The 26,848-nt window shown below is 70.5% G+C and carries 23 protein-coding genes and 2 tRNA genes; 5 read left to right on the top strand and 20 right to left on the bottom strand.

Annotated elements, in window-relative coordinates; translation table 11 throughout:
* Positions 1 to 17 precede the first annotated feature (17 nt).
* The 9 genes from ACIOD1_RS24050 to ACIOD1_RS24010 form a co-directional block, all read right to left on the bottom strand.
* On the bottom strand, positions 18 to 1,628 hold the full coding sequence (locus tag ACIOD1_RS24050; protein ID WP_365614701.1) for a CYTH and CHAD domain-containing protein: 1,611 nt from the start codon (positions 1,626 to 1,628) through the stop codon (positions 18 to 20).
* Positions 1,629 to 1,705: 77 nt separating this feature from the next.
* Positions 1,706 to 2,908: a rod shape-determining protein RodA gene (rodA, locus tag ACIOD1_RS24045; RefSeq protein WP_365614703.1), complete on the bottom strand. Its 1,203-nt coding sequence runs from the start codon at positions 2,906 to 2,908 to the stop codon at positions 1,706 to 1,708.
* A gap of 7 nt (positions 2,909 to 2,915) precedes the next feature.
* Positions 2,916 to 5,093 carry a penicillin-binding protein 2 gene (mrdA, locus tag ACIOD1_RS24040; protein ID WP_401904520.1) on the bottom strand — a complete coding sequence of 726 codons (2,178 nt, stop codon included), beginning with the start codon at positions 5,091 to 5,093 and terminating at the stop codon, positions 2,916 to 2,918.
* 13 nt (positions 5,094 to 5,106) lie between these two features.
* Positions 5,107 to 5,802 carry a rod shape-determining protein MreD gene (gene mreD / locus ACIOD1_RS24035; protein ID WP_401904518.1) on the bottom strand — a complete coding sequence of 232 codons (696 nt, stop codon included), beginning with the start codon at positions 5,800 to 5,802 and terminating at the stop codon, positions 5,107 to 5,109.
* A gap of 12 nt (positions 5,803 to 5,814) precedes the next feature.
* Positions 5,815 to 6,762, bottom strand: coding sequence for a rod shape-determining protein MreC (gene mreC / locus ACIOD1_RS24030; RefSeq protein WP_365614712.1), 948 nt, complete (start codon positions 6,760 to 6,762; stop codon positions 5,815 to 5,817).
* A 167-nt stretch (positions 6,763 to 6,929) separates the two neighbouring features.
* Positions 6,930 to 7,949 (bottom strand): rod shape-determining protein, encoded by a 1,020-nt coding sequence (locus ACIOD1_RS24025; protein WP_069923827.1) that lies wholly within the window; start codon positions 7,947 to 7,949, stop codon positions 6,930 to 6,932.
* A gap of 316 nt (positions 7,950 to 8,265) precedes the next feature.
* A complete protein-coding gene (ndk, locus tag ACIOD1_RS24020; protein ID WP_365614716.1) occupies positions 8,266 to 8,676 on the bottom strand; it encodes a nucleoside-diphosphate kinase in 411 nt (136 codons plus the stop codon).
* A 64-nt stretch (positions 8,677 to 8,740) separates the two neighbouring features.
* Positions 8,741 to 9,097 carry a DUF4233 domain-containing protein gene (locus ACIOD1_RS24015; protein WP_365614719.1) on the bottom strand — a complete coding sequence of 119 codons (357 nt, stop codon included), beginning with the start codon at positions 9,095 to 9,097 and terminating at the stop codon, positions 8,741 to 8,743.
* A 7-nt stretch (positions 9,098 to 9,104) separates the two neighbouring features.
* Positions 9,105 to 10,631 carry a folylpolyglutamate synthase/dihydrofolate synthase family protein gene (locus tag ACIOD1_RS24010; protein WP_365614722.1) on the bottom strand — a complete coding sequence of 509 codons (1,527 nt, stop codon included), beginning with the start codon at positions 10,629 to 10,631 and terminating at the stop codon, positions 9,105 to 9,107.
* Positions 10,632 to 10,747: 116 nt separating this feature from the next.
* Between ACIOD1_RS24010 and ACIOD1_RS24005 the strand changes: the two genes are divergently transcribed.
* The gene (locus ACIOD1_RS24005) at positions 10,748 to 11,797 is read left to right on the top strand and encodes a rod shape-determining protein (RefSeq protein WP_365614725.1); all 1,050 of its coding nucleotides are present in this window, start codon (positions 10,748 to 10,750) and stop codon (positions 11,795 to 11,797) included.
* A gap of 29 nt (positions 11,798 to 11,826) precedes the next feature.
* Here ACIOD1_RS24005 and ACIOD1_RS24000 read toward each other — a convergent pair whose 3' ends face one another.
* Positions 11,827 to 12,975 (bottom strand): histidine kinase, encoded by a 1,149-nt coding sequence (locus ACIOD1_RS24000; protein WP_365614728.1) that lies wholly within the window; start codon positions 12,973 to 12,975, stop codon positions 11,827 to 11,829.
* 162 nt (positions 12,976 to 13,137) lie between these two features.
* On the opposite strand from ACIOD1_RS24000, the gene ACIOD1_RS23995 reads away from it, so the two are divergent.
* Positions 13,138 to 13,716 (top strand): vitamin K epoxide reductase family protein, encoded by a 579-nt coding sequence (locus ACIOD1_RS23995; RefSeq protein ID WP_401904512.1) that lies wholly within the window; start codon positions 13,138 to 13,140, stop codon positions 13,714 to 13,716.
* 69 nt (positions 13,717 to 13,785) lie between these two features.
* Here ACIOD1_RS23995 and ACIOD1_RS23990 read toward each other — a convergent pair whose 3' ends face one another.
* Positions 13,786 to 16,407 (bottom strand): valine--tRNA ligase, encoded by a 2,622-nt coding sequence (locus ACIOD1_RS23990; RefSeq protein ID WP_401904509.1) that lies wholly within the window; start codon positions 16,405 to 16,407, stop codon positions 13,786 to 13,788.
* A 184-nt stretch (positions 16,408 to 16,591) separates the two neighbouring features.
* On the opposite strand from ACIOD1_RS23990, the gene ACIOD1_RS23985 reads away from it, so the two are divergent.
* A complete protein-coding gene (locus ACIOD1_RS23985; protein ID WP_401904507.1) occupies positions 16,592 to 17,584 on the top strand; it encodes a hypothetical protein in 993 nt (330 codons plus the stop codon).
* A 79-nt stretch (positions 17,585 to 17,663) separates the two neighbouring features.
* On the opposite strand, the gene clpX is transcribed toward ACIOD1_RS23985, so the two are convergent.
* The 5 genes from clpX to ACIOD1_RS23960 form a co-directional block, all read right to left on the bottom strand.
* Complete coding sequence (clpX, locus tag ACIOD1_RS23980) at positions 17,664 to 18,950, bottom strand: ATP-dependent Clp protease ATP-binding subunit ClpX (RefSeq protein WP_365614740.1); 1,287 nt, start codon at positions 18,948 to 18,950, stop codon at positions 17,664 to 17,666.
* A 153-nt stretch (positions 18,951 to 19,103) separates the two neighbouring features.
* Positions 19,104 to 19,757 carry an ATP-dependent Clp protease proteolytic subunit gene (locus ACIOD1_RS23975; RefSeq protein ID WP_365615050.1) on the bottom strand — a complete coding sequence of 218 codons (654 nt, stop codon included), beginning with the start codon at positions 19,755 to 19,757 and terminating at the stop codon, positions 19,104 to 19,106.
* Positions 19,758 to 19,834: 77 nt separating this feature from the next.
* A complete protein-coding gene (locus ACIOD1_RS23970) occupies positions 19,835 to 20,452 on the bottom strand; it encodes an ATP-dependent Clp protease proteolytic subunit (RefSeq protein WP_365614743.1) in 618 nt (205 codons plus the stop codon).
* Between the two features lie 296 nt (positions 20,453 to 20,748).
* A complete protein-coding gene (gene tig, locus ACIOD1_RS23965) occupies positions 20,749 to 22,143 on the bottom strand; it encodes a trigger factor (protein WP_365614746.1) in 1,395 nt (464 codons plus the stop codon).
* A gap of 190 nt (positions 22,144 to 22,333) precedes the next feature.
* A tRNA-Pro gene (locus ACIOD1_RS23960) sits at positions 22,334 to 22,410 on the bottom strand.
* Between the two features lie 190 nt (positions 22,411 to 22,600).
* Here ACIOD1_RS23960 and ACIOD1_RS23955 point away from each other — a divergent pair.
* A tRNA-Gly gene (locus ACIOD1_RS23955) sits at positions 22,601 to 22,671 on the top strand.
* A gap of 70 nt (positions 22,672 to 22,741) precedes the next feature.
* On the opposite strand, the gene ACIOD1_RS23950 is transcribed toward ACIOD1_RS23955, so the two are convergent.
* From ACIOD1_RS23950 to ACIOD1_RS23940, 3 genes are all read right to left on the bottom strand, one after another.
* Positions 22,742 to 22,936 carry a hypothetical protein gene (locus ACIOD1_RS23950; protein ID WP_365614749.1) on the bottom strand — a complete coding sequence of 65 codons (195 nt, stop codon included), beginning with the start codon at positions 22,934 to 22,936 and terminating at the stop codon, positions 22,742 to 22,744.
* 158 nt (positions 22,937 to 23,094) lie between these two features.
* Positions 23,095 to 23,553: an HD domain-containing protein gene (locus ACIOD1_RS23945; RefSeq protein WP_365614752.1), complete on the bottom strand. Its 459-nt coding sequence runs from the start codon at positions 23,551 to 23,553 to the stop codon at positions 23,095 to 23,097.
* Complete coding sequence (locus ACIOD1_RS23940; RefSeq protein ID WP_401904503.1) at positions 23,550 to 24,938, bottom strand: pyridoxal phosphate-dependent decarboxylase family protein; 1,389 nt, start codon at positions 24,936 to 24,938, stop codon at positions 23,550 to 23,552. Before ACIOD1_RS23940 ends, ACIOD1_RS23945 begins: the two co-directional genes overlap by 4 nt.
* A gap of 83 nt (positions 24,939 to 25,021) precedes the next feature.
* On the opposite strand from ACIOD1_RS23940, the gene ACIOD1_RS23935 reads away from it, so the two are divergent.
* Positions 25,022 to 25,597 carry a DUF4232 domain-containing protein gene (locus ACIOD1_RS23935; RefSeq protein ID WP_365614758.1) on the top strand — a complete coding sequence of 192 codons (576 nt, stop codon included), beginning with the start codon at positions 25,022 to 25,024 and terminating at the stop codon, positions 25,595 to 25,597.
* A gap of 48 nt (positions 25,598 to 25,645) precedes the next feature.
* On the opposite strand, the gene ACIOD1_RS23930 is transcribed toward ACIOD1_RS23935, so the two are convergent.
* The gene (locus tag ACIOD1_RS23930) at positions 25,646 to 26,788 is read right to left on the bottom strand and encodes a PP2C family protein-serine/threonine phosphatase (protein WP_401904501.1); all 1,143 of its coding nucleotides are present in this window, start codon (positions 26,786 to 26,788) and stop codon (positions 25,646 to 25,648) included.
* Positions 26,789 to 26,848 lie beyond the last annotated feature (60 nt).

Raw genomic sequence — 26,848 nt, 5'->3', positions numbered from 1 at the left:
CGCCCCTGCCCACACGATCACTTGAGGGCGTCTCGCCATCGCGGGTCGCAGGCCTTGGCCCACACGGCCGGGAGGTCTCGTTCGACGCGCTCGGCGAAGGCCTCCTCCCGGGCGTACAGGAGGCCCCAGGTGAAGGTCGCCTCGCCCGCGCCGCCGGCCTGGACGGCGAGGCCGAACAGTGCCTCGCGGGCGACCACGCTGTCCTGGTGGTCGCCGAGCGGGCTCTGTACGGACTTGGCGGCCTTGGACAGTCGCTTCGCCGCCCTGCCGAGGGCCGGCCGGGCGGCCTCGGCCGTGTAGCGGGCGCGCTTGGCGGCCTTGCGGGCGCCGTGCAGGGCGCGGTCCCGTTCCGGGCCGGGGTCCATGGCCAGGGCCGTCTCGACGCGGCCCGCGAGCCGCTCGAAGTCGTGCAGGACCGTGTGGGGCAGGACGCTCTCGGCGGGCCGGGCGGCGGCCTTGCGCAGCGGCGGGTCAGCCAGCACGGCCGCGATGCCGTCCAGGAGTCCCGCGTACCAGTCGCTGTCGAGCGCGGCCAGGGCCTGGAGCCGGCTGGCGTGGCGGCGCTCGGTGTCCCAGATCAGCAGCCGGTCGGCGACCGGGCCGAGCCGCAGGGTGGCGGGGACCTCGCCGAGGCTCGCGCGCAGCCGTTCGGCGAGCACCTCCTGATCGCGGTCGACGCCGAGTTCGGCCGCCAGTCGGCGCAACCCGTCGCCGAGCGGGTCGGTGACCTCGCGGTCCAAGACCTTGCGGTGGCTCTTGAAGGCGCTCCGCAACCGCCGGGTGGCCACCCGCATCTGGTGGACGGCGTCCGGCAGGTCGCGGCGGACGGCCGGGTCGTGGGCGACGAGGGCGTCGTACTGGGCGCGCAGGTACGCGAGGACGTGCGCGCCCGCCGACCCGTCGGCCGGCTCCGGGTCGGCCGGAGCGGGAGGCGCGGCGCCGGTCTCGGCGAGGGCCCGCGCCAGCTTCGACGGGGCGTCGGAGACCCGGAGTCCGGCCTTGCCGAACGTGTCCTCGACGGCGTCCAACAGGGCGGGGTCCGTCCCGTCCGCCAGTTCGACCTCCACTTCGGTCCAGTCGGCGCTCTCGGCTCCACGCTCGGCGAGGACGGTGTCGGTGGACAGCTCGGCGAGGAGCGAGCCGTCGGCGTCGAGCAGGTGGACCAGCTCGCGGGAGGAGAGCAGCCGGACCTGGGGCCGGAGCGGCTCGTCCCGGACGCGGGAGCGCAGCAGGGCGGCCAGTTCCTCGGGCACGGTGTCGGAGAGGGGGGCGTGGACCTCGTCCCGGACGCCGGGTGAGACGGGCAGTTTGAGGTGCCAGCCGGCGTCCTCGCCGCCGGTGCGGCGGCGCAGGGTGAGCCCGTCGGCGGCGAGTCGCCGGTCGGGCGTGTCGTAGTAGACGGCGTCGAGCAGGATGGTGCCCTCGTCGCGGACGGCGGCGATCTCCGCCGTCCCGGTCAGGTCGGGCAGTCGTGGGCGCCGCCGGGCGGCCTTGCCCCCGGCCTTGCCCTTGCCCTTGCCCTCGCTCCGGCTGCTCTCGCTCCCACCCTCGCCCTCGGGAAGCGCGCGCTTCCCCCGGGACGGCGTGAACTCGAATTTCCGCTCGATCTCGCGCTTGGTGTCCGCCATGAACCGAATCTAGCCCCGAAGTCCGGGCGGTGGGAGGTCACCCGCCGGTGACCGGCGCGAAGCCGCCCCCGCCCCGGTCAGGCCGACAGGGGTCGTTGCACGCGGATGGACTGGAGCAGCCCGACGGCCACCCAGACGGCGAACATCGAGGACCCTCCGTAGGAGACGAAGGGCAGGGGCAGTCCGGCCACGGGCATGATGCCGAGGGTCATGCCGATGTTCTCGAAGGCCTGGAAGGCGAACCAGGCGATGATCCCGGCGCACACGACGGTGCCGTACAGCTCGGTGGTCTCGCGGGCGATGACGCAGGCCCGCCAGAGGATGATGCCGAGGAGGACGAGGATCAGTCCGGCGCCCAGGAAGCCGAGCTCCTCGCCCGCGACGGTGAAGACGAAGTCGGTCTGCTGTTCGGGGACGAACTGGCCGGTGGTCTGGGAGCCCTTGAAGAGGCCCTCGCCGGTGAGTCCGCCGGAGCCGATGGCAATGCGTGCCTGGTTGGTGTTGTAGCCGACGCCGGCGGGGTCGAGTTCCGGGTTGGCGAAGGCCGCGAAGCGGTTGATCTGGTACTCGTCGAGGACGCCGAGCTGCCAGATCAGGATGGCGCCGGCGGCTCCGGAGCCGAGCAGGCCGACGACCCAGCGGTTGGAGGCGCCGGACGCCAGCAGGATGCCGAGCACGATGATGACCATGACCATGACGGAGCCGAGGTCGGGCATCAGCATGACGATGCCCATGGGGGCGGCGGCCAGGCACAGGGCCTTGACGACGGTGCGGTGGTCGGGGTGGGCGAGGTCGCCCGCGTCCACCCGGGCGGAGAGCAGCATGGCCATGCCCAGGATGATCGTGATCTTCACGAACTCGGAGGGCTGGAGGGAGAACCCGCCGCCGATCACGATCCACGCGTGGGCGCCGTTGATGGTGGCGCCGAGCGGGGTGAGGACGGCGAGGATCAGGACGAGCGAGAGCCCGTAGAGGACCGGTACGGCTCCGCGCAGGGTGCGGTGGCCGAGCCAGATCGTGCCGATCATCAGCACGAGGCCGATGCCGGTGTTCATGGCGTGCCGGAAGAGGAAGTAGTACGGGTCCCCGTTGTTCAGGGTGGTGCGGTTGCGGGTGGCCGACCACACCAGGAGCGAGCCGATGAAGGACAGCGCCAGGGCGGACAGCAGTATCGGCCAGTCGAGCCGGCGCAGGACGGAGTCCCGCGCGGTGAGCCTGGCGACGGCGCCGCGCTGCTCGGGCGCGTAGCGGGGGACGGAGAACTTGTTCGCGGTCTGCATCGGGGCCTCAGTCCTGCCGGGTGGCGGGCGGGGCCGGGGGTCCGGCGAGGGCGGGCGGGGTCGAGTCCTCGGGGGACGGCGGCACGTAGGGCCGGATCTCCGGGGAGTCGATGGAGCCGTCGGGCTGGACGGTCGGCAGCTTGGCCTCGGGCTTGAGCAGGAGTGCCTTCTTGGGGTCCTGCTTGCCGGCCATGTCGAGCCCGTAGATGGCGTTGTAGATGTTGCGGACGGCGGGACCGGAGGCCCCGGAGCCGGTGCCGCCCTGGGAGATCGTCATCACGATCGTGTAGTCCTCGGTGTACGTGGCGAACCAGGAGGTCGTCTGCTTGCCGTAGACCTCGGCGGTGCCGGTCTTGGCGTGCATCGGGATCTCCTTCTGCGGCCATCCGCCGAAGCGCCAGGCGGCGGTGCCCCGGGTGGCGACGCCCTCCAGCGCCCCGTCGATCTGATCGCGGGTCTTGGAGGTCATGGGCAGCTTGCCGTGGGCCTGCGGCTTGATCTCCTCGACCTTCTTGCCGTCGGCGCTGATGATCGCCTTGCCGATGGTCGGGTTCCACATCGTGCCGCCGTTGGCGATGGCGGCGTAGATGGTGGCCATCTGGATGGGGGTGACGAGCGTGTCGCCCTGGCCGATGGAGTAGTTGACGGAGTCACCGGCGCGCATGAGGTTGCCTTCGAGGCAGTTCTCGTAGGACAGCAGCTCGATGTAGGTGCCGCCCTTCTTGCCGGTCTTGCACCACTGGTCCTTGTTGGCCGCCCAGAACCGCTGCTTCCACTGGCGGTCGGGGACGCGGCCCTTCTCCTCGCCCGGGAGGTCCACCTGGGTCTCGGCGCCGAGGCCGAACTCGTGGGCGGTCTTGTAGAAGATGTCCGCGGGGTGCGTGATGGGCTTGAGGGCGCCGTCCTTCTGCCACTGCTGGTGGGCCAGGGCGTAGAAGACGGTGTCGCAGGAGACCTCCAGCGCCTGGCCGAGGGTGATGTTGCCGTGGCCCTGGGACTCGAAGTTCTTGAAGACCTGGCCGCCGATGGAGTACGAGCTGGGGCAGGCGTAGTCCCCGTCGAACTTGTACCCGGCGTTGACGGCGGCGGTGGTCGGGATGACCTTGAAGATGGAGCCCGGGGCGGCCTGGCCCTGGATGGCCCGGTTCATCAGCGGGACGTTGGAATCCTTGGCGGTGAGCTTGGCGTAGTCCTTGCCGGAGATCCCGCCGACCCACACGTTGGGGTCGTAGCTCGGGTTGGAGGCCATGGCGACGACGCGGCCGGTCTTGGACTCCAGGACGACCACGGCGCCGGCGTCGGCCTTGTAGTTGACGCCGGTGTTGCGGTCGTTCTGCTTGCGCGCCTCGACCATGGCGGCGTTCAGCTCGTACTCGGTGACGGCCTGGACGCGGGCGTCGATGCTGGTGACGAGGTTGGCGCCGGGGATCGCGGGGTCGTTGGCGGCCTCGCCGATGACCCGGCCGAGGTTGTCCACCTCGTAGCGGGTGACACCGGACTTGCCGCGCAGTTCCTTGTCGTAGGTGCGCTCCAGGCCGAAGCGGCCGACCTGGTCGGAGCGCAGGAACGGCGAGTTGGTGTTCTTGGCCTTGACGATCTCGTCGTCGGTGACGGGCGAGAGGTAGCCGAGGACCTGGCCGGTGTTGGCGCCGCCGGGGGCCGGGTAGCGGCGTACGGCGGTGGGTTCGGCGGTGATGCCGGGGAAGTCCTCGGGGCGTTCGCGGATCTGGAGGGCCTGCTGGGTGGTGGCCTCCAGGGTCACCGGGATCGGCTGGTAGGGGGAACCGTTCCAGCAGGGCTGCGGGGTCTTGGAGTCGCAGAGACGGACCTTGTCCATGACGTCCTGCGGCTTCAGGTCGAGGACCTCGGCGAGCCGGGTCAGTACGCCTTTGCCCTTGTCCTTTATCTTCATCAGCTCGGTGCGGCTGGCGGAGACGACCAGACGGGTCTCGTTGTCGGCGAGCGGCACCCCGCGCGCGTCCAGGACGGAGCCGCGCACGGCGGGTTGGACGACCTGTTGGACGTGGTTGTTCTTGGCCTCGTCCGCGTACTCCTGGCCGTTGCGGATCTGCAGGTACCAGAGCCTGCCGCCCAGGGTGAGCAGCAGGGAGAACACCAGTACCTGGAGGATGACGAGCCGGATCTGCACCCGAGGGGTGCGGCCGGTCTCCGGAATGTTGGTCACTACCGCTCCCCCGTCACAGCTTCTTGACGCTCTTCACGCCCTTGACGCCCTTTATGCGCCCGGCCCGGTTGGCGCGGCCGCGCGCCGTCTTCAGCCGCAGACCCCCGCGCTGGCTGCCGATGCGCAGTCCCGTGCCGCCGGCCAGCCAGCCGGAGGACACGTCGGTGCCCTGGGGCGGACCGCCGCCGGCTTCGACGGCCATCGGGTCGTTCTCGGCGCGCCGGGCCAGGGCCATGATGAACGGCACCGTGAAGGGGGCCAACAGCAGGTCGTAGAGGGTGGCGGTGAACACCAGCCCGACCAGTCCGACGTGCCGTGCGGCGGTGTCCCCGACCAGGGCGCCCACGCCGGCGTAGAGCAGGGTGGAGCCGATCGCGGCGGCGACGACGGTGAGCATCGGGCCCCAGGCGGAGCGGAAGCGGCCGTTGTCGGGGCGGACGAGGCCCACCAGATAGCCGATCAGGCACAGCACGAGCGCGTAGCGCCCGGCGGCGTGGTCGGCGGGCGGGGCCAGGTCGGTGAGCAGTCCGGCGGCGAAGCCGATGAGGGCTCCGCTGACGTGCCCGTAGACCAGGGCCAGGGCGACGACGGTCAGCAGCACCAGGTCGGGGACGGCCCCCGGCAGCTGGAGCCGGCCGAGGACGGTGACCTGGACGACGAGGGCGACCACGACGAGGGTGCCCGCGAGCAGGATCCGGTTGAAGCGCATGGTGGTCGGCTCCTACTCGTCGGCCGGCTTGACCGGAACACCGGCGGACGCGGACGGGGTGACCGTGACCGTGACCGTCGGGATGGGCTTGGGGCCCTCGGGCTTGGGCGGCAGTACGGCGTCGCGGGGGTCCTCGCGCGGGGGCATGACCACGACGCCGACGATGTCCAGGCGGGAGAAGCCGACGAACGGGCGGACCCACACGGTGCGGGTCAGGTCGCCGCGCGAGGGGTCGACCTTGACCACCTCGCCGATGGGGACGCCCGGCACGAAGGGCTTGTTGCCGCGGGAGCCGAAGGTCACGAGCCGGTCGCCCGGGTTGATCTTGGCCTTGCCGTTGAGCATCTGGACGGAGAGGGCGCGGTCGCCCTGGCCGGTGGCGAAGCCCAGTTCGCCGGTCTTCTCCAGGCGGGTGCCGACCGTGAAGTCGGGGTCGTTGGCGAGGACCACGGTGGCGGTGTCGGGGCCGACGGTGGCGACCCGGCCGACGAGTCCGTCCCCGTTGAGGACGGTCATGTCCCGCTGGATGCCGTCCTTGCTGCCCGCGTCGATGGTGACGGTCCAGGAGAAGCCCTGGGCCGCTCCTATGGCGATGACCTCGGCGCCCTTGATCCCGTACTGGCCGGCTCCGGCGCGCTTGAGCATGTCGTCCAGCTCGCGGATCCGGCTGCGGGTCTGGTCGTCGCTGCCCAGCTTGGCCTTGAGCGCGGTGTTCTCGCGCTCCAGCGTCGCGATCCGGTTGTGGCGCTCACCGGAGTCGCGTACGGCCCCTATGGCGTTGGCGACCGGGTCCACCGCGGTCGCCATGCCCTCCTCGACCGGGCCGAAGACCGCTGCGGCGGCCTGTCGAGCGCCGTCGACCGGTGACTCCTCGCCGGCTCTGATGTCCACCGTGATCAATGCGAACGCGATGGCGATCAGCAGCACCAGGAGCAGCCGGCTCTCTCGTGTGTCCCTCACGTGCGGCGGCGTGCCTTCCTCGTAGAAGCTCGTGCGGTCGGAGCCGCTCCGAAGGAGCCGGGGTTCCGAACCGGACTGTGCCTGTATATCAACGATCCGCCGCACCGGCGCGGTAGCACCCGTACGGCGGATCCTTGTGTTCCGCTTGGCCCGTCACCGGGTTCCGCTCACCGCCGGGGCTGCGCGTCCAGCACCTGCTGGAGGGCCTCGAACTCCTCGACGCACTTGCCGGAACCGAGGGCCACGGAGTCGAGGGGGTCCTCGGCGATGTGGATCGGCATGCCGGTCTCCCGGCGCAGCCGCTCGTCCAGGCCGCGCAGCAGGGCGCCGCCGCCGGTGAGGACGATCCCGCGGTCCATGATGTCGCCGGAGAGCTCCGGCGGGCACTTGTCGAGGGTGGTCTTGACGGCGTCGACGATGGCGTTGACCGGCTCCTCGATGGCCTTGCGCACCTCGGCGGCGGAGATGACCACGGTCTTGGGCAGGCCCGAGACCAGGTCGCGACCGCGGATCTCGGTGTGCTCGTCCTTGTCGAGGTCGTACGCCGACCCGATGGTGATCTTGATCTGTTCGGCGGTCCGCTCACCGAGGAGGAGCGAGTACTCCTTCTTGATGTGCTGGATGATCGCGTTGTCCAACTCGTCGCCGGCGACCCTGATGGACTGTGCCGTGACGATTCCGCCGAGCGAGATGACGGCAACCTCGGTGGTGCCGCCGCCGATGTCCACGACCATGTTGCCGGTGGCCTCGTGGACGGGCAGGCCCGCGCCGATGGCGGCGGCCATGGGCTCCTCGATGATGTGCACCTGGCGGGCGCCGGCCTGCGTGGACGCCTCGATGACGGCGCGTCGCTCGACCCCGGTGATGCCGGAGGGCACGCAGACGACGACGCGCGGACGGGCCAGGTACCGGCGCTTGTGGATCTTGAGGATGAAGTACCGGAGCATACGCTCGGTGATCTCGAAGTCGGCGATCACGCCGTCCTTGAGGGGCCTGACGGCGACGATGTTGCCCGGCGTCCGGCCGATCATCTTCTTCGCCTCGGAGCCGACCGCCAGGATGCCACCGGTGTTCGTGTTGATGGCGACCACGGACGGCTCGTTCAGGACGATTCCCCGGCCCCTCACGTACACCAGCGTGTTGGCGGTCCCGAGGTCGATCGCCATGTCACGGCCGATGAACGACATGTTGTTCCCCTTGTTCCCCATGAGGAGCGTCTGGCCTTCCAGTTGATAGCGGCTGCTGTCAGGTCGGCGAGGTGGGTGTGTGGGTGGAGGCCCCATCGTAGTGCCGCAAGTACGAACACCGCGCGACGGGACTCCGGCAATCCGCCGGAACGGATACCCGCCCCCTTGAGTGGTGACGTCGAGTCCTGGCCATGCGTTCCCGGCCGGCGCCGGAAATACCGAAGGGCGACCGAAATTACTTCGGTCGCCCCAGGTCATGAGCGCTATTTGGCTGATGTCTCGTCAGTAAGGAGTGATCGGCGTGAGCCGGACGAGGTCAGAGCGCGGGGAAGAACAGCTTCAGTTCGCGCTCCGCCGACTCCTCGGAATCCGAGGCGTGGATCAGGTTCTCCCGGGTGATCGTCCCGAAGTCCCCGCGGATGGAACCGGGCGCCGCGGCGATCGGGTCGGTGGGTCCGGCCAACTGGCGGACACCCTCGATCACGCGTTCCCCTTCGACGACCAGGGCGACGATCGGACCGCTCGACATGAAGCCCACGAGGGGCTCGTAGAAGGGCTTGCCCTTGTGCTCGCCGTAGTGCGCCTCCAGGGTTTCCTGGTCCAGCGTGCGCAGTTCCAGCGCGGAAACGGTCCAGCCGGCCTTCCGCTCGATGCGGCCGATGATCTCACCGATCAGGCCCCGCCTGACGGCGTCCGGCTTCAGCAGGACGAGCGTGCGCTGGGTCATGTGAAAACTCCTTGCGGCATACGGGTGCGGTAGGGCGAATCTACAGGGCCGTTACGGTGACCCGTCACGCAGCGTCAGGAGCGGGCGCCTCGTTCTGCTCGGCCCAGCGCGCCTTGATGGTGTCGATCCTGCGGCCGTAGTGCACCGAGCACCACCACAGGCCGGCGAAGACCGCGCCCAGGAAGAACATCGTCGGAACCACGAAACCGCTCGCGATCAGACCGACCTGGAGCGCCCAGCCGAGCTGCACCGCGCCGGGGCGCGACAACATCCCGCACAACAGCACCGACAGCAGCATGGTGACGCCGCAGACGGTCCACACCTGGGCCTGGGTCAGGTCCGGGTCCTTCATGGCCACCAGGCCCGCGAAGCCGACGATGAAGAATTCACCGATCAGCGTGCTCGCGCAGAGCGTGCGCATCGATCCCTCAGCCCCTCTTGAACAGCAGGCGGGCCTCGCCCACCGTGATCACGGAACCGGTCACCAGGACCCCGGCCCCTCCGTATTCGGCCTCTTCCTCCGCCAGGGTGATCGCCGCCTCCAGGGCGTCGTCCAGCCGCGGCTCAACTTGAACCCGCTCGCTGCCGAAGACCTCGACCGCCACGGCCGCCAGGTCGTCGGCGCCGAGCGCCCGGTGGCTGGTGTTCTCCGTGACGACGACCTCCGCGAAGATCGGCTCGAAGGCCTCCAGCACCCCCCTGACGTCCTTGCCCTCGCTCGCCGCCACCACGCCGATCAGCCGACTGAAGCCGAAGGCCTCGGTGACCGCCTCCGCCGTGACCCGGGCCCCGGCGGGATTGTGCGCGGCGTCCAGGACCACCGTCGGGCTGCGGCGCACGACCTCCATGCGGCCCGGCGAGGTCACCGAGGCGAAGGCCCGGCGCACCGTCTCCGAGTCCAGCTCCCGCGCGTGCTCCGCGCCCACGCCGAAGAAGGCCTCGACCGCGGCCAGCGCCACGGCCGCGTTGTTCGCCATGTGGGCCCCGTACAGCGGCAGGAAGATGCCGTCGTACTCGCCGCCCACCCCGCGCAGGGTCAGCATCTGGCCGCCGACCGCCACTTCGCGGGAGACGACGCCGAACTCCATGCCCTCGCGGGCCACGGTCGCGTCGACCTCGACGGCCTTCTTCAGCAGCACCTGCGCCGCGTCCACCGGCTGCTGCGCCAGGATGACGGTGGCGCCCTGCTTGACGATGCCGCCCTTCTCCTGGGCGATCTCACCGGGCGTGGAGCCGAGCCGGTCGGTGTGGTCCAGGCTGATGGGGGTGATCACCGCGACGGAGGCGTCGATCACGTTGGTGGCGTCCCAGGTGCCGCCCATGCCGACCTCGATCACCGCCGCGTCGACGGGCGCGTCCGCGAAGGCCGCGTACGCCATGCCCGTCAGCACCTCGAAGAAGGACAGCCGGTACTCCTCGGAGGCGTCGACCATCTCCACGTACGGCTTGATGTCGTGGTACGCCTCGACGAAGCGCTCGGCGCTGATCGGCGCCCCGTCCAGGCTGATCCGCTCGGTCACCGACTGCACGTGCGGGCTCGTGTAGCGGCCGGTGCGCAGGTCGAAGGCGTTCAGCAGGGCCTCGATCATCCGGGCCGTGCTGGTCTTGCCGTTGGTGCCGGTGATGTGGATCGTCGGGTAGGCGCGCTGCGGCTCGCCCAGTACGTCCATCAGCGCGGCGATCCGGCTGACGGACGGCTCCAGCTTGGTCTCGCCCCAACGGCCGGCGAGCTCCTGCTCCACCTCCAGCAGGGCCTTGGCCACCTCCGGATCCTCGGGGCGGGTGGGCACCGGGTCACCGGCGGGCGCTCCGGCCTGCGCGCGCAGGGTCCGACTGCCGGCCTCGATCACCGCCAGGTCGGGGTCGCGGTCGGTTTGTTCCGCCACGATCTGGTCGAACTCGTCGACGGTGGCGTCGCGGTCGCGGTCGGGGCCCTCGGGCTGCTGCTCACTCACGCCCCCAGTCTACGGACGAGGACCCGGAGGACTTTCGGCCCGGCCGTTTCGGGACCTTCGGCGACGAAAGCGACCGGATCGTTATGCAAGCCTTGCGGACAGAGATTGGGGAACAAATGCCGCAGGCCAGCGCCAACAAGACAGCTTCCAGCCGCGACATAGCAATGGACCTGGGGACCGCCAACACCCTCGTGTACGCCCGGGGCCACGGAATCGTCCTCAATGAGCCGTCCGTGGTCGCCGTCAAGGCCGGCACCACCACCGCCCTCGCCGTCGGCACCGAGGCGAAGGAGACCATCGGCCGCACCCCCGGCTCCATCACCGCGATCCGTCCCCTCAAGGGCGGGGTGATCTGCGACTACGAGGCCGCCGAGGAGATGATCCGGCACTTCGTCCGCAAGGCCGTACCGGGGCGCCGACCCCGCGCCCGCATGGTCATCTGCGTTCCCTCCGGGGTGACTCCGGTCGAGCGGCGGGCCATCGTCCAGGCCTCCACCCGGGCCGGCGCCAAGAGCGTGCACCTGATCGAGGAGCCGATGGCGGCCGCGATCGGCGCCGGCCTCCCGGTGGCCGAGGCGCGCGGCTCGATGGTCGTCGACATCGGCGGCGGCACCTCGGAGGTCGCCGTCATCTCCCTCGGCGGGATCGTCACCTCGCAGTCCCTGCGGGTCGGCGGCGACCGGCTCGACGGCGCGATCACGGACTACGTGCGCAAGGAGCACGCCCTGCTCATCGGCGAACGCACCGCCGAGGACGTCAAGGTCGGCATCGGCTCGGCCTGGCCCGTCCCGGAGCGGCCGGAGCTGGAGACCCGCACCTTCACCGTGCGCGGGCGCGAGAAGGTCGGCGGCATGCCCAAGACCCTGGAGCTGACGGCCCTGGACGTCCGGGCCGCCCTCGACGAGCCGATCGAGGCGATCATCGCCGCCGTCCGCACCACCCTGGAGGAGTGCCCGCCCGAGCTGTCCGGCGACGTCATGGAACACGGCATCGTCCTGACCGGCGGCGGCGCCCTCCTGCCCGGCCTGGACCTGCGCATGGCCTCGGCCACCGGCATCCCGGTGTTCGTCGCGGACGCCCCCCTGGACTGCGTGGCCCTCGGCTCGGGCCGCTGCGTCGAGGACCTCGACACCCTCAACAGCCTCTTGGCCGCCGCCAAGGCCTGACCCCCGGGGCCGGGCGGCCCACCGGGTCCCTACGAACGCGGCAGCTTCGCGATGACCACGTACGCGTCCTCGGTCCGGGTGGCCCTCAGCGTGCCCCCCAGGCTGCGGACCCGTTCCGCCATGCTCGCCGTGCCCGAGCCCGCCGAGACGGGGGCCCGGTCCAGGACCCGGTCGGGGAGGCAGTTGCTGACGGCGATCCGCAGCTGGGGCCCCACGGCGGCGACGGACACGTCGATGGCCGTACCGGGCGCGTGCTTGGCGGCGTTCGTCAGGCACTCCTGGACCACCCGGTAGACGGCTGCCTGCCGCAGCGGCGACAGGTCCCGCGCCTCGGGGTCCATGACCAACCGGACGGGCGAACCGGCCCGACCGCTCTCCTCGGCCAGCGTCGAGAGGCCCTCCACCCCCGGGGTCGGGGTCCGCTCCCCGCGCTGCACGATGATCTCGTTGAGCACCAGGTGGGCCCGGCGCGCGGTGTCGGCCAGTTCCTCGAAGTCCTTCGCGTACGCCGTCTCGCGCGCCCGCATCGACAGCACCTCGGAGCGCACCGTGAGCAGGGTCAGCTCCCGCCCGACGAAGTCGTGGACGTCACGGGCGACGGAGGTGCGCTCCTCCTGGACGGCGCCCTGGACCGCCGACTCCGCCCGTCGGGCCTCCAGCTCGCGCACCAGGTCGTGCCGGTAGGCGGCGATCCCGACCCCCGAGGCCAACACCCCGATGGGAACCACCAGGCTCAGGAACGAGCTGAGCGTCTCGACCCTCGGCTCGGGCCAGCCGGGGACGCTGAACACGCCGAGCGCGAAGGCGACGTAGCCGAGGGTGGCCAGGATCCCGGCCCGCCGCCCCCGGTAGCGGCCGACGGAGTACAGGGCGAACTGGATCAGCGTCAGCTCGTGCAGCCACCCGATGAACAGCAGGGCCGTCAGGTAAGCGACCCAGGGCATCCGGCGCCGGACCAGCAGGGTGGAGCAGCCGGCGGTGAGCACGGCGGCGGCCGACAGCCCGTTCAGGGAGTTGTCCTCGGCGGCCAGGCCCGGCAGGTCCAGGGCCATCAGGGCCAGGCAGCTCAACGCCGTGAGGACGTCCAGTGCCCGGGGCGAGGCGGCCCAACTCTCGGTGAGGCGCCGACAGGCGGCCACGGCCCGGTGGTACGCCGAGAGGGCGGGCTTGACGTGCATGCCCTCCATCATCCGTCGTCGGCACTCGGGATCGGTTCAGCCGACAGGACATATGAAGTGATATACGGCACTACGGATACTCCCGAAAGGGCCGAACGGCCCTGTGTGACCGCGACCTTCCACCCTGCCGGCGCCCGCGCTGCCCCCCGTAGCGTCGGGGAAATGACCACCGAGAACCACCGCACGGGGCAAGGCCGGCCCGCCGGGTACCGCACCGGGCTGCTCCTCCTCGTCGGCGGGGCGATCGGCACCCTCGCCTCCGGTGTCCTCACCTACGACCGCCTCCGGACCCTGGAGGACCCCCTCTTCACACCGGGCTGCGACATCAACGCGGTACTGAGCTGCGGCGACGTCATGACCACCTGGCAGGGCAACCTCCTGGGCTTCCCCAACATGCTGCTCGGCCTCGCCGGCTTCGGCGCCCTCACCGCCCTCGGCCTCGCGCTGGTCTGCGGAGCGGTGTTCCCGCGCCGGCTGTGGCAGGCGCTGTGGGCGGGGCTCGCGGCGGGCTTCGCCTTCACGGTGTGGCTGATCATCCAGTGCCTGTACGTGATCGGCGCCCTGTGCCCGTGGTGCACGGCCGTCTGGGCGGTGATGATCCCGCTGTTCTGGTACGTCACCCGCCACCTGTCGCGCCCGGGTTCCCCGCTGCGGGACCTGCCGCACTGGCTGGTGCCGGTGACCCTGTACGCGACGGTGGCCGTACTGGTCCTGCAGCGGTTCGGCGCCCGGCTGTTCTGAGCACGCGCAAAGGCCCCCCACCGCCCGACGGCGGTGGGGGGCCTTTGCGCGAACGGACCCGCGTGGGGGCTACGCGGCGGGCAGCTCGTCCAGCTGGGCCTGGATCCGGGTGATGTCGGCCTCGGCCTTGCTCAGCCGCGCCTTGATCTTGTCCACGACGTTGTCGGGCGCCTTGGCCAGGAAGGCCTCGTTCCCGAGCTTCGCCTCGGCCTGCTGCTTCTCCTTCTCGGCGGCCGCCAGGTCCTTGCTCAGCCGCTTGCGCTCCGCCGGGATGTCGATGGTGCCCGACAGGTCGAGCGCGACGGTGCCTCCGCCGACCGGGAGGGTCGCGGTGGCGCTGAAGTCCTCCGCCTCCGGCTGGAGCCGCAGCACCTGTCGGATGGCGGCCTCGTGCGCGGCCAGCGTGGTCGCGGACAGGTCCAGGCGGGCCGGAACCTTCTGCTTGTCGTCGAGGCCCTGCTCCTTGCGGAACCGGCGGACCTCCCGGACCAGGGTCTGGACGCCCTCGATCTCGGCCTCGGCGGCCGCGTCGCGGAAGCCGCTGTCCTTCGGCCAGTCGGCGATCACGAGGGACTCGCCACCGGTGAGCGTGGTCCACAGGGTCTCGGTGACGAAGGGAACCACCGGGTGCAGCAGCCGCAGCATCACGTCGAGGACCTCGCCCAGGACCCGGGCGGAGGCCTTGGCCGGCGCGCCGCCCGCGAAGAAGGTCGTCTTCGACAGCTCGACGTACCAGTCGAAGACCTCGTCCCACGCGAAGTGGTAGAGGGAGTCCGACAGCTTCGAGAACTGGTAGTCCTCGTAGTACGCGTCGACCTCGGCCACGGTCTTGTTGAGGCGCGAGAGGATCCAGCGGTCGGTCGCCGACAGCTCCTCGACCGGCGGCAGGTCGCCCTCGATCGTGGCGCCGTTCATCAGCGCGAAGCGCGTGGCGTTCCAGATCTTGTTGGCGAACTTGCTGGAGGCCTGGACCCAGTCCTCGCCGATGGGGACGTCGATGCCCGGGTTGGCGCCGCGGGCCAGGGTGAAACGGACGGCGTCGGAGCCGTACTTGTCCATCCAGTCCAGCGGGTTGACCGCGTTGCCGAAGGACTTCGACATCTTCTTGCCGCGCTCGTCGCGGACCATGCCGTGCAGGGCGATGGTGCCGAACGGCGGGGTGCCGTCCATCGCGTACAGGCCGAACATCATCATCCGGGCGACCCAGAAGAACAGGATGTCGTAGCCCGTGACGAGGACGGAGTTCGGGTAGAACTTCGCCAGGCTCTCGGTCTGCCGCGGCCAGCCGAGGGTGGAGAAGGGCCACAGGCCCGAGGAGAACCAGGTGTCCAGGACGTCCGTGTCCTGGGTCCAGCCCTCGCCCGTCGGCGGCTGCTCGTCCGGACCGACGCAGACGATCTCGCCCTCGGGGCCGTACCAGACCGGGATGCGGTGGCCCCACCACAGCTGGCGCGAGATGCACCAGTCGTGGAGGTTGTCGACCCAGTCGAAGTAGCGCTTCTCCATCTCCTGCGGGTGGATCTTGACCCGGCCGTCGCGGACCGCGTCACCGGCGGCCTGCGCGAGCGGACCGACCTTGACCCACCACTGCATCGACAGACGCGGCTCGACGGTGGTCTTGCAGCGCGAGCAGTGGCCCACGGAGTGGGAGTACGGACGCTTCTCGGCGACGATGCGTCCCTCGGCGCGCAGCGCGCCGACGATCGCCGAGCGGGCCTCCAGCCGGTCCAGACCCTGGAAGGGGCCGTGGACGGTGATGACGGCGTGCTCGTCCATGACCGCGAGGTTGGCCAGGCCGTGGCGGCGGCCGATCTCGAAGTCGTTCGGGTCGTGCGCCGGCGTCACCTTGACGGCGCCGGTGCCGAAGGCGGGGTCGACGTGCTCGTCGGCGACGACCGGGATGCGGCGGCCGGTCAGCGGCAGCTCGATCTCGGTGCCGACGAGGTGCTTGTAGCGCTCGTCCTCGGGGTGGACGGCGACGGCCGTGTCGCCGAGCATCGTCTCGGCGCGGGTCGTCGCGACGACGATGGAGGCGTCACCCTCGCCGTAACGGATGGAGACCAGTTCGCCGTCGTCGTCCTGGTACTCGACCTCGATGTCGGAGATCGCGGTCAGACAGCGCGGGCACCAGTTGATGATGCGCTCGGCGCGGTAGATCAGCTCGTCGTCGAAGAGCTTCTTGAAGATGGTCTGGACGGCCTCGGACAGGCCCTCGTCCATGGTGAACCGCTCGCGCGACCAGTCGACGCCGTCGCCGAGGCGGCGCATCTGGCCGGAGATCTGGCCGCCTGACTCGTCCTTCCACTGCCAGACGCGCTCGACGAACGCCTCACGGCCCAGGTCGTGACGGGACTTGCCCTCCTTGGCCAGCTCGCGCTCGACGACGTTCTGCGTCGCGATGCCGGCGTGGTCCATGCCCGGCTGCCAGAGGGTCTCGTGGCCCTGCATGCGCTTGCGGCGCGTGAGGGCGTCGATCAGCGTGTGCTCGAAGGCGTGGCCCAGGTGCAGGCTGCCCGTGACGTTCGGCGGCGGAATGACGACGGTGTACGCGGGCTTGTCGCTCTTCGCGTCGGCCTCGAAGTAACCGCGCTCTACCCAGCGCTCGTAGAGCTTCCCCTCTACCTCGGCCGGCGCGTACTGGGTCGGCAGTTCGGAGGTGGGGACGCTGGGTGTCTGCGTGTTCTCGGTCACGGGGCACAGGATACGGGGGGCGCCGCCCCCGCCACGAATCCGTTCCCGCACGGGCTCCGTCCCGCCGCCCCCGGTCGCGACGGCGTCGTGGTTCGGTAACGCCTGGGACCCCGATGCCCCGACCGGGCTCGCCTTCCGCCAGGATGTGAGGAGCAGATAAGCACACCTCACAGGGGGACGCGGGATGAGTCACAACCAGCCAGGCCCGTACGGGCAGCAGCCGCAGCAGCCGGGACCCTACGGGCAGCAGCCGCCGCAGCCGGGGCCCTACGGACAGCCCGCGCCTCAGCCGGGCTACGGCTACCCGCAGCAGCAGCCCCCGCAGCCGGGCTACCCGCAGCAGCAGCCCGGGTACCCCGCGCAGCCCCCGCAGCAGCCCGGGTACCCGCAGCAGCCGCAGCCGGGCTACGCCCAGCCCACGCAGCAGCAGCCCGCGTACGGCTACCCGCAGCAGCAGCCGCAGCCCGCGTACTCCGGCGGCATGCCTCCTCAGCAGCCCCCGAAGAAGTCCAAGGCCGTCCCGATCATCGGCGCGATCGTCGCGGTGGCCGTACTCGGCGGCGCCGGCTGGTACTTCCTCGGCGGCTCCTCCGGCTCGATCGCCGACGCCACCAAGGGCTACAAGCTGGTCGCCCCGGAGACGGTCGGCGAGTTCAAGAAGGACCCGAAGTACAAGGTGACGGAGATGACCGCCGAGGCCCGCGCGAAGGCGACGGCCGGCGGCGTCAAGAACGCCACCGAGGTCGGGATGGACTACCTCGCCGGCGACCCGAGCAACCCGCTGTCGACCAAGGGCCTCAAGTTCGACGGGCTGTACGGCGAGGTCGCGGACCCGGAGAAGTCGGTGGACGCCCAATTCGCCGCCGCCAAGGCCAACATCGCCAAGGACCCCAAGACGCAGGTCGACCTCGTCGGCAGTCCCAAGGAGATGAGCCCGGCCGGCTTCGAGGGCGCCGTGCTCAAGTGCCAGGAGATCAAGGCCGTCGCGAAGGACCCGAGCGCCAAGGGCCCCAAGGAGGCGACCGTCCCGATCTGCGTCTGGGGCGACTACAGCACCGTGAGCTTGGTCTCCGCCACGGACGTGGCCTCCCTGCTCTCCGGGAAGCCCGGCTACACCCTGGAGCAGACCGCCGATCTGGCCGCGAAGCTCTACAAGACCGCCCGCGTCAAGAAGTAGCCGCGCGGTCCGCGCACACGCGAAGGGGGCGCCCCGGCCGGTCGGCCGGGGCGCCCCCTTCGCGTGTACTTCCCTGCGGCTACGCCGACTTCTCGTGCGGGCCCTGGTCCTTCGGGACGATCCGGGGAACCAGCGTCGGGTTGACGTTGGAGCGGACCACGTCCGAGGTGATGACCACGCGCGCCACGTCCTTGCGGGACGGGACCTCGTACATCACCGACATCAGGACCTCTTCCATGATGGCGCGCAGCCCGCGCGCGCCGGTCTGGCGGAGGATCGCCTGGTCGGCGATGGCTTCGAGGGCCTCGCGCTCGAAGTCCAGCTCCACACCGTCGAGTTCGAAGAGGCGCTGGTACTGCTTCACCAGAGCGTTGCGCGGCTCGATCAGGATCTGGAGCAGGGCCTCGCGGTCCAGGTTGTGCACGGAGGTCAGGACGGGGAGGCGACCGATGAACTCGGGGATCATCCCGAACTTCACCAGGTCCTCCGGCATGACCTCCTGGAACTGGTTGCTCTCCTCGATCTCCCGCTTCGAGCGGATCGTGGCGGCGAAGCCGATGCCCTTGGCACCCGCGCGCGCCTCGATGATCTTCTCCAGGCCGGAGAAGGCACCGCCCACGATGAAGAGCACGTTCGTCGTGTCGATCTGGATGAACTCCTGGTGCGGGTGCTTGCGTCCACCCTGCGGCGGCACCGAGGCCGTCGTGCCTTCCAGGATCTTCAGCAGGGCCTGCTGCACGCCCTCGCCGCTGACGTCGCGCGTGATCGACGGGTTCTCGCTCTTGCGGGCGACCTTGTCGATCTCGTCGATGTAGATGATCCCGGTCTCGGCCTTCTTGACGTCGTAGTCCGCCGCCTGGATCAGCTTCAGCAGGATGTTCTCGACGTCCTCGCCGACGTACCCGGCCTCCGTCAGCGCCGTCGCGTCGGCGATGGCGAACGGGACGTTCAGCATGCGGGCGAGGGTCTGCGCGAGCAGGGTCTTGCCGGAGCCGGTCGGACCGAGCAGCAGGATGTTGGACTTCGCGAGTTCGATCGCGTCGTCGCGGCCCTGCGCGCCGCCGTTCTCACCGGCCTGGACCCGCTTGTAGTGGTTGTAGACCGCCACGGAGAGCGCCTTCTTGGCCGGCTCCTGGCCGACGACGTAGCTCTCCAGGAACTCGTAGATCTCACGGGGCTTGGGGAGTTCCTCCCACCGGACCTCGGAGGTCTCCGCGAGTTCCTCTTCGATGATCTCGTTGCAGAGGTCGATGCACTCGTCGCAGATGTACACACCGGGTCCTGCGATGAGCTTCTTCACCTGCTTCTGGCTCTTTCCGCAGAACGAGCACTTGAGCAGGTCGCCGCCGTCACCGATGCGTGCCACGAGGTGCTTCCCCTTCGCCTGGGAGACGCCTGGTTCAGCGACTCCTGGTGCCTCATATCCGACGGTACCTTGCCGGGGGCCCCGTGCGGGGCCCCCTGACGTGGTTCACATCGCCCATTGCGGCGACGGCCCCACGTCAACTGGCGGCAAGGATCAGACCGCGTTCATCTTTCGGGTGGAGACGACCTGGTCGATCAGGCCGTACGCGAGCGCGTCCTCGGCAGTGAGGATCTTGTCGCGCTCGATGTCGTCGCGGATCTTCTCGATCGGCGTCGTCGAGTGCTTGGCCAGCATGTTCTCCAGCTGGTCACGCATGCGCAGGATCTCGTTGGCCGCGATCTCCAGGTCGGAGAGCTGCTCGCGGCCGGTGCCGCCGGACGGCTGGTGGATCAGCACGCGGGCGTTCGGCAGGGCCAGACGCTTGCCGGGGGTACCGGCGGCGAGCAGGACCGCGGCGGCGGAGGCCGCCTGGCCCATGCAGACCGTCGAGACGTCCGGCTTCACGAACTGCATCGTGTCGTAGATCGCCGTCAGCGCGGTGAACGAGCCACCGGGGCTGTTGATGTAGATCGAGATGTCGCGGTCCGGGTCCATCGACTCCAGGCACAGCAGCTGCGCCATAACGTCGTTGGCGGAGGCGTCGTCGATCTGCACGCCGAGGAAGATGATGCGCTCCTCGAAGAGCTTCGCGTACGGGTCGTACTCGCGCACGCCCTGCGAGGTGCGCTCGACGAAGCGCGGGATGACGTAGCGGTTGTCCACCTGCGGGCCGGTGTGGAGGCCGCTCGCGGGAGAGAGGTTGTTCATGTACATCGAGGTGTTCACCGTCCTGGTGGCGTTCTGCGGGCTGTCGGTTGCCGGGTACTGACGGGTGGTGCCGGGGATCACGCCCCGGTGCCGCCGCCGCCCGGAACGTTGGACGCGGCCGAGATGATCTCGTCGATGAGGCCGTACTCCTTGGCCTCCTCGGAGGTGAACCAGCGGTCGCGGTCACCGTCGCGGATGATCGCCTCGACAGTCTGGCCCGAGTGGTGCGCCGTGATCTCGGCCATGCGCTGCTTCGTCCGGAGCAGGTACTGGGCCTGGATCTTGATGTCGGACGCGGTGCCACCGATGCCGGCGGAACCCTGGTGCATCAGGATGTCGGTGTTCGGCAGGGCGAAGCGCTTGCCCTTGGCGCCACCGGTGAGCAGGAACTGGCCCATGGAGGCCGCCATTCCCATGCCGATGGTGACGACGTCGTTCGGGATGTACTGCATGGTGTCGTAGACCGCCATGCCTGCCGTCACCGAGCCGCCGGGGCTGTTGATGTACAGGAAGATGTCCTTCTCCGGCTCGGCAGCCAGGAGGAGGAGCTGTGCGGTGATCTTGTTCGCGATGTCGTCGTCGACCTGCTGGCCGAGGAAGATGATGCGCTCGCCGAGCAGCCGGTTGTAGACATGGTCGCCGAGGCCGCCACCGATGGACGGCTCACCCGCGGCGTAAGGCTTCAGATTCGTCACGTATCCACCTGCTCGTCTCCGACGGCCACATGCCGTCTCAGCGTCTCGTTCTGGGGCGCGGACCTACCGGCGGGGCGATGCCCTCCGGCTTCGGGTACTCCCGTGCCCTCGTATTCATGGACCCTAACGCGCAGGTAGGACAACGCCATCCCGCTTCCCGAACTGTTCGCTCGGAGCGCAAGCTAGGGAAGGCCTGCGAGGGCCTCCCGCGGCTTCCGGACCGGCACGTCGAAGGGCCCGGACACGACCGCGTCCGGGCCCTTCGGGGCGCTGCTCAACGGGCTGCGCCCGGGGTGTTACTTGGCTTCGTCGGCCTCGACCTCGGTGTCGGCCTCGACATCGGCGTCGGCCGCGGCCTCGACGGCCTCGGTCTCGTCCTCGTCGTCGGAGAGGTCGACGACCTCGCCGTTGGTGTCGACGACCTTGGCGGCCTCGACGACGACCGCGAGGGCCTTGCCGCGGGCGACCTCACCGACGAGCATCGGGACCTGGCCACCCTCGACGACCGCCTGGGCGAACTGGTCCGGGGACATGCCCGAGGACTGCGCGCGGCGCATGAGGTGCTCGGTGAGCTCCTCCTGGTTGACGCCCAGCTTCTCCTTGTTGACCAGGGCGTCCAGCAGGAACTGGGTCTTGATGCCCTTGACGGCCTGCTCGGAGGTCTCGGCGTCGAACTCCTCGACCGTCTTGCCCTGGATCTCCAGGAACTTCTGGAGGTCCATGCCCATCTGGCCGAGCTGGTGGTGCTCCAGGTTGTGCTTGCGGGTCTGGACCTCGTCCGCGAGCAGCTTCTCGGGGACCGGGATCTCCGCGAGCTCCAGGAACTTCTCCAGCACGCGCTCCTGGGCCTGGGTGGCCTGGTCGAACTGCTTGGTGCTCTCCAGGCGCTTGCGGCTGTCCGCCTTCAGCTCCTCCAGCGTGTCGAACTCGCTCGCCATCTGCGCGAACTCGTCGTCCAGCTCCGGCAGCTCACGGGCGGAGACCTTGGTGACCTTGACGGTGACCTCGGCGTCCTGGCCCTCGGCGGAGCCGCCCTTCAGCTGGGAGGTGAAGGTGGCCTCGCCACCGGCCTCCAGGCCCTTGACGGCCTCGTCGATGCCTTCGAGCAGCTCGCCCGAACCGATGGTGTAGGAGACGTCGCTCGCGACACCGTCCTCCAGCACCTCTCCGTCGACCTTGGCCTCCAGGTCGATCGTGACGACGTCGCCGTCCTGGGCGGCGCGCTCGACGTCGTTCGTGGACGCGAAGCGGCCGCGCAGCTGCTCGACCGCCTTCTCGACGTCCTCGTCCGAGACCTCGATGGCGTCGACCTCGACCTCGATGCCGGAGTAGTCCGGGATCTCGATCTCGGGGCGGATGTCGACCTCGGCGGTGAAGGTGAGCACCTCGCCGTCCTTCAGCTCCGTGATGTCGACCTCGGGCTGGCCCAGCGGGTTGAGGTCGGCCTCGTTGACCGCCTCGGTGTAGAACTTCGGAAGGGCGTCGTTGACGGCCTCTTCGAGCACAGCACCACGACCGAACTTCTGGTCGATGACACGGGCCGGGACCTTGCCCTTGCGGAAGCCCTTCACCGTGACCTGCTGGTTGATCTTCTTGTAGGCCGCGTCGAGGCTGTCCTTGAGCTCCTCGAAGGGCACCTCAACAGTGAACCGAACCCGAGTCGGGTTCAGGGTCTCCACGGCGCTCTTCACGGTTCGGTCTCCTTGTGGCTGACTGCTGGGGGTTCTGCCGGAACACTGGGACTCAGTGATCTCGGCGGATTCGGCCCGGTACATCAGACACACGGGCACGCAGCTTGCATAGTAACCGCAAGCGGCAATCAGCCCACAACGCGATCTTCCCGCGCGACTCTCCGCGCGATCTCCGTGTGGCCGTACTGGATGGTCGGGGTGGCCGGATTCGAACCGACGACCTTCCGCTCCCAAAGCGGACGCGCTACCAAGCTGCGCCACACCCCGTCGGTGCGACACGTAGGGTACATGCCCGGAGCCGCTCCGGAGTCTCCGAGGACGCACGGCCTTCCCGGATCGCACGTACGCCCGCGACGAGTGGTCGCCGACGCAAGAGCAAAGGGGTGTGCGCTCCCCCGTGACGACCCGCTAGGATGCTGTCCGTAGCCGCGGTCCCCGGACCTGCGGCGCGTGCGTTGCGGGTGTAGCTCAATGGTAGAGCACTAGTCTTCCAAACTAGCTACGCGGGTTCGATTCCCGTCACCCGCTCAGAAGTACGAAGGGCCAGGTCAGAGGATGTTCCCTCGACCTGGCCCTTCGTCGTTGTCGGGGTCCTCGCTCAGAGCTTGATGCCGGCGATGGTGTCCGCGAGGGAGTTCAGGAACCGGTTCACGTCCGGGGCGATGGAGCTCGACGCCAGGAAGAAACCGAAGAGGACGGCGATGATCGCCGGGCCGCCCTTCATGTGCTTGCCGCGGATCAGGATCACCAAAATGATCGCCAACAGAACCACCACTGACAGCGAAATGGCCACTTCTGATCACACCTTCGGTCGTCCCCTGGTCGGCCCGGGGCGCACGGCCGCGCACACCCCCTTGCCTTCCATCCTCCCACCAACCGGCCCCGGCTATCCGCCTCGTGACGAATCGCCATGGGTTCTTTCCCGTCGCACGGTCATGCGCCGGGCATGTTTCAGGTGGTGATACCGAGGAGGGAACGGACATAGGCGTACTTCGCGGACAAACGGTCCCGGGTGGGGGTGTCCAGGACGGAGAGGCGGACGGGGTCGGCGTTGTGGGCGATGTCCGCCTCCTTCACCAGGAGGGCGCCGGGGGTGGTCAGGACGCGGTCGGCGTACGCCTCCAGGGGTTCGCCGGGGCGTTTGGTGAGGGCCAGGACCATCGCCCTGACCGTGTCGGGGAGGGCGAGTGCGGCGAACCGGGCGGGGCTGAGGGCTTCGTCCTCCACGGAGTCGTGGAGCCAGGCCGCGGCCTGCTGTTCCACGGTGCCGCCGCGCAGGCGGACCCCCTCGGCGACCGCCGCCAGGTGCTCGGCGTAGGGGCGGCCCGCCTTGTCGGTCTGGCCCTCGTGCGCCGCGCGGGCGAGGGCCTCGACCTCGGTGAGGGTGAGGGTGACGGGCGGCCGGGTCATGCGAGCTCCTTCGCTGCCGTACGGAGCGCCTCGGCGGCCCGGTGCGCGTCCGCCCGCGTGGTGCGCCAGTTGGAGAAGGCGGCGCGCAGGGCGGGGGTCCCACCGTAGACGGTGGGGGTGACGAAGACCTCGGGGCCGGCGGCTTCGCGCAGGGCGGCCAGGCGCTCGGGGGTGGGGTCGGCGGCGAGGGTGAAGCAGACGACGTTGAGGCGGACCGGGGCCAGCAGGCGCAGGGCCGGGTCCCGGTCGATCTCCGCTCCGAGGGCGCGCGCGCAGTCGATGTCCCGCTCGACGATCTCCCTGTGGCCGGCGCGGCCATAGGCGCGCAGGGTGAACCAGGCGGCCAGGGCGCGCAGCCGGTGGGAGTTCTCGGGGGTGAGGTGGACCAGGTCGGGGTCCGCGCCGAGGGGGCCGAGGTAGGCGGCGGCGTTCTGGAAGACCCGAACCTGGAGGTCGCGGCGGCGGGTGAACTGGACGGCGCTGTCATAGGGGACGTTGAGCCACTTGTGCAGGTCGACGCAGACGGAGTCGGAGGCGTCGAGGCCGGCGGTCAGGTGGGCGTGCGACGGGGAGAGGGTGGCGAAGGCCCCGAAGGCGGCGTCGGTGTGCAGCCAGAAGTCGTGGCGTTCCCTGAGGGCGGCGAGGGCGCCCAGGTCGTCGAAGTCGACGGTGTTGACGGTGCCCGCGTTGGCCACGACCACGGCGGGGCCGCTCCCGTCGGCCAGGGCCCGCTCCAGGGCGGCGGGGTCGACGGCCTCCCGACCGGGGAGGGTGGGGACGGTGACGAGGGAGGAACGGCCGAGGCCCAGGACGGAGAGGGCCTTGGCGATGGAGGAGTGCGGGGCCCCGGACAGGACGCGGACCCGACCGAGGGCGGCGGCGCCGTCCTCGGACACCGACACCCCGAGGCGTTCGCCGAGCCACTCGCGGGCGATCGCCAGTCCGACGGTGTTGGAGACGGTGGCGCCGCTGACGAACGTGCCGGTGTGGGCGGGGCTCAGGTGGAACAGCTCGCGGAGCCAGGAGACGGTCTCGCGTTCGAGGTGCTGGCCCGCCCCGTCGAAGGCGGAGTTGGAGTTCTGGTCGTGGACGGCGGTGAGCCAGTCCCCGGCGAGGGCGGCGGGGGTGGCCCCGCCGGTGACGAAGCCCAGGTAGCGGGGGCCCGCGGAGGCGGAAAGGCGGGGCTCCCAGCGGGCCCGGAACTCGGCGAGGGCCTCGGCGGCGCCCGAACCGTCCTCGGGGAGCGGCCCGGGTGCGGGCGGCGGCTGCGGGGCCGGTACGACGGGGCGCGCGTCCAGGGCCGCGAGGGCCTCGACGGCGGCGCGGCGGGTGGTGTCGAGGAGCTCGGGGAGGCGGGCCAGGTCGGCGGCGAGGGTGCGGTCCATGGCGGCACCGTAGGGCTCCGGGGCGCGGGGCGGGCCGGCCAATCGGCCGGGAGTGGCCCGGCGGGGCGACGTAGGGTCGCCGGATGGGTCAACACGGGTGGGGAAGGCAAGTCGGCGCGGTGGTGGGGGCTTTGGCCCTGCTGGGGGTGCTGACGGGGTGCGGCGCCCTCTTCGAGGAACTCGGGGAGACGCCTCCGTCGGCGGAGCCGGTGCCGTGCCCCGCGGGCGGGGTGCGGCTGCTGGAGGGTGCGGGGAACGCGGCGATGGGGCTGCGGGTGGCGGACGTCCAGCTCCTCAACTGCGGTACGGGGGCGTACGAGCTGGAGGGCTATCCGGAGGTCCGGCTGCTGGACGGGGCGCGGAAGCCGGTGGAGGTGTCGGTGGCGCCGGGGAGGAACGGCGTCATGCCGGCGGGCGACGGCGGCGACGGCGCGCCCGCGCGGAAGGTGGTGCTGCGCCCGGGACAGGCGGCCTCGACGGGGCTGCTCTGGCGCAACCTGGTGACGGACGGGGCCGGACCGGTCGTCGAGGGCCGGGTCCTGGAGGTCGTCCCGAAGCCGGGGGCGCCCCGGCTGACGCTGGAGCTGGAGCACCCGGTGGACCTCGGCAACACGGGCCGGATGGGGCTCGACCCGTGGAGGTCCGTGGACGGTCGGTAGCGGCCTGGATGAATCGGACCAGCGGCGGAACGGCCTACAGGGAGCGGCTTACGGGGAGCGGCGGATGAGGAGGAGGGCGCGGTCGTCGTTGACGTCCTTGGCGACCTTCTCGATGAGGTGCCAGGCCGCGCCCTCCCAGCCGGCGGCGACGTAGCGGTCGGCCTCGCCGGTGAGGCGGTCGATGCCCTCGCTGATCTCGCGTTCGGCGGTCTCGACGAGGCCGTCGGTGAAGAGCATGAGGACGTCGCCTCGACGCAGGTTGCCGCGGGCGGGGAGGAACTCGGCGCCGTCGTAGACGCCGAGGAGCGGGCCCTCTCCGGTGACCTCCTGCCAGCGGCCGGTGCCGGCGGAGAGCTGGAGGGCGGGGAGGTGGCCGGCGGAGAGCAGCTCGTAGTCCCCGCTCTCCAAGTCCAGGACGAGGTGGATGGAGGTGGCGAACCCCTCGTCCCAGTCCTGGCGGAGCAGGTAGCCGTTGGCGGCGGGCAGGAACCCGTGCGGGGGCAGGGCGCCCAGCAGGCCGCCGAAGGCGCCGGAGAGCAGCAGGGCGCGGGAGCCGGCTTCCATGCCCTTGCCGGAGACGTCGGTCAGGACGATCTCCAGGGTGCGACCGCCGTGGGTGCGGGCTGCGACGACGAAGTCCCCGGAGAAGGACTGGCCCCCGGCCGGGCGCAGGGCCATCTCCTGGTGCCATCCGCGCGGCAGGGCGGGCAGCTTGCTCTGGACGCGGATGCGTTCGCGCAGGTCGAAGAGCATGGTGCCGCCGCGTCTCCAGGGCACGCCGACGCGGCTGCGGAACTGGGCGATGACCAGGCCGAAGAACCCGCAGGCGGCCACGGTGAGCACCGTGCCGGGGGTGACTCTGGCCGGCCCTTCGGTGTACGGGCCCAGGACGAGGGCCTCGACGATCAGGGCGGCCGCGGAGGCGGCGTAGAGGCCGAGGAGGCTGGCGGGCCGCAGCAGGAGGCCGCCCGCGACGATGGGCAGGACCAGCGCCGACGGGGAGAACCAGACGGGCATCATCAGGGTGCCGCAGGCTATGGCGGGTACGGTCAGGAAGAGCCCGGCGAAGGCGAGCCAGTCGGAGCCGTCGCCGCGGAAGTAGTCGACGGCGGATTTGCGCAGGGCGGTGCGGGCCCGGTGCGACATCATGCGCATGCGGGCCCTGAGCGTCTCGACACGTGCTCCGGCCATTGATTCGGGACCCTATCCATCCTCGCTGTGTGCGCGCAGGGGTACCCCCGGACCTGGGGT

This window comes from Streptomyces sp. NPDC088097 (assembly GCF_044741845.1).
Lineage (GTDB): Bacteria > Actinomycetota > Actinomycetes > Streptomycetales > Streptomycetaceae > Streptomyces.
This window is presented reverse-complemented; position numbering and strand designations above follow the sequence as displayed.

What these genes read in the sequence shown, in the direction of transcription:
- ACIOD1_RS24005 (WP_365614725.1), top strand. Translation starts at nt 10,748, where the DNA reads ATGCCGCAGGCCAGCGCCAACAAGACAGCTTCCAGCCGCGACATAGCA.
- ACIOD1_RS24000 (WP_365614728.1), bottom strand. Translation starts at nt 12,975, where the DNA reads ATGCACGTCAAGCCCGCCCTCTCGGCGTACCACCGGGCCGTGGCCGCC.
- ACIOD1_RS24015 (WP_365614719.1), bottom strand. Translation starts at nt 9,097, where the DNA reads ATGCGCACGCTCTGCGCGAGCACGCTGATCGGTGAATTCTTCATCGTC.
- ndk (WP_365614716.1), bottom strand. Translation starts at nt 8,676, where the DNA reads ATGACCCAGCGCACGCTCGTCCTGCTGAAGCCGGACGCCGTCAGGCGG.
- mreD (WP_401904518.1), bottom strand. Translation starts at nt 5,802, where the DNA reads ATGCGCTTCAACCGGATCCTGCTCGCGGGCACCCTCGTCGTGGTCGCC.
- ACIOD1_RS23940 (WP_401904503.1), bottom strand. Translation starts at nt 24,938, where the DNA reads ATGGACCGCACCCTCGCCGCCGACCTGGCCCGCCTCCCCGAGCTCCTC.
- ACIOD1_RS23945 (WP_365614752.1), bottom strand. Translation starts at nt 23,553, where the DNA reads ATGACCCGGCCGCCCGTCACCCTCACCCTCACCGAGGTCGAGGCCCTC.
- ACIOD1_RS23985 (WP_401904507.1), top strand. Translation starts at nt 16,592, where the DNA reads ATGAGTCACAACCAGCCAGGCCCGTACGGGCAGCAGCCGCAGCAGCCG.
- ACIOD1_RS23995 (WP_401904512.1), top strand. Translation starts at nt 13,138, where the DNA reads ATGACCACCGAGAACCACCGCACGGGGCAAGGCCGGCCCGCCGGGTAC.
- ACIOD1_RS24025 (WP_069923827.1), bottom strand. Translation starts at nt 7,949, where the DNA reads ATGTCGTTCATCGGCCGTGACATGGCGATCGACCTCGGGACCGCCAAC.
- ACIOD1_RS23930 (WP_401904501.1), bottom strand. Translation starts at nt 26,788, where the DNA reads ATGGCCGGAGCACGTGTCGAGACGCTCAGGGCCCGCATGCGCATGATG.
- rodA (WP_365614703.1), bottom strand. Translation starts at nt 2,908, where the DNA reads ATGCAGACCGCGAACAAGTTCTCCGTCCCCCGCTACGCGCCCGAGCAG.
- ACIOD1_RS23975 (WP_365615050.1), bottom strand. Translation starts at nt 19,757, where the DNA reads ATGAACAACCTCTCTCCCGCGAGCGGCCTCCACACCGGCCCGCAGGTG.
- ACIOD1_RS24050 (WP_365614701.1), bottom strand. Translation starts at nt 1,628, where the DNA reads ATGGCGGACACCAAGCGCGAGATCGAGCGGAAATTCGAGTTCACGCCG.
- ACIOD1_RS23935 (WP_365614758.1), top strand. Translation starts at nt 25,022, where the DNA reads ATGGGTCAACACGGGTGGGGAAGGCAAGTCGGCGCGGTGGTGGGGGCT.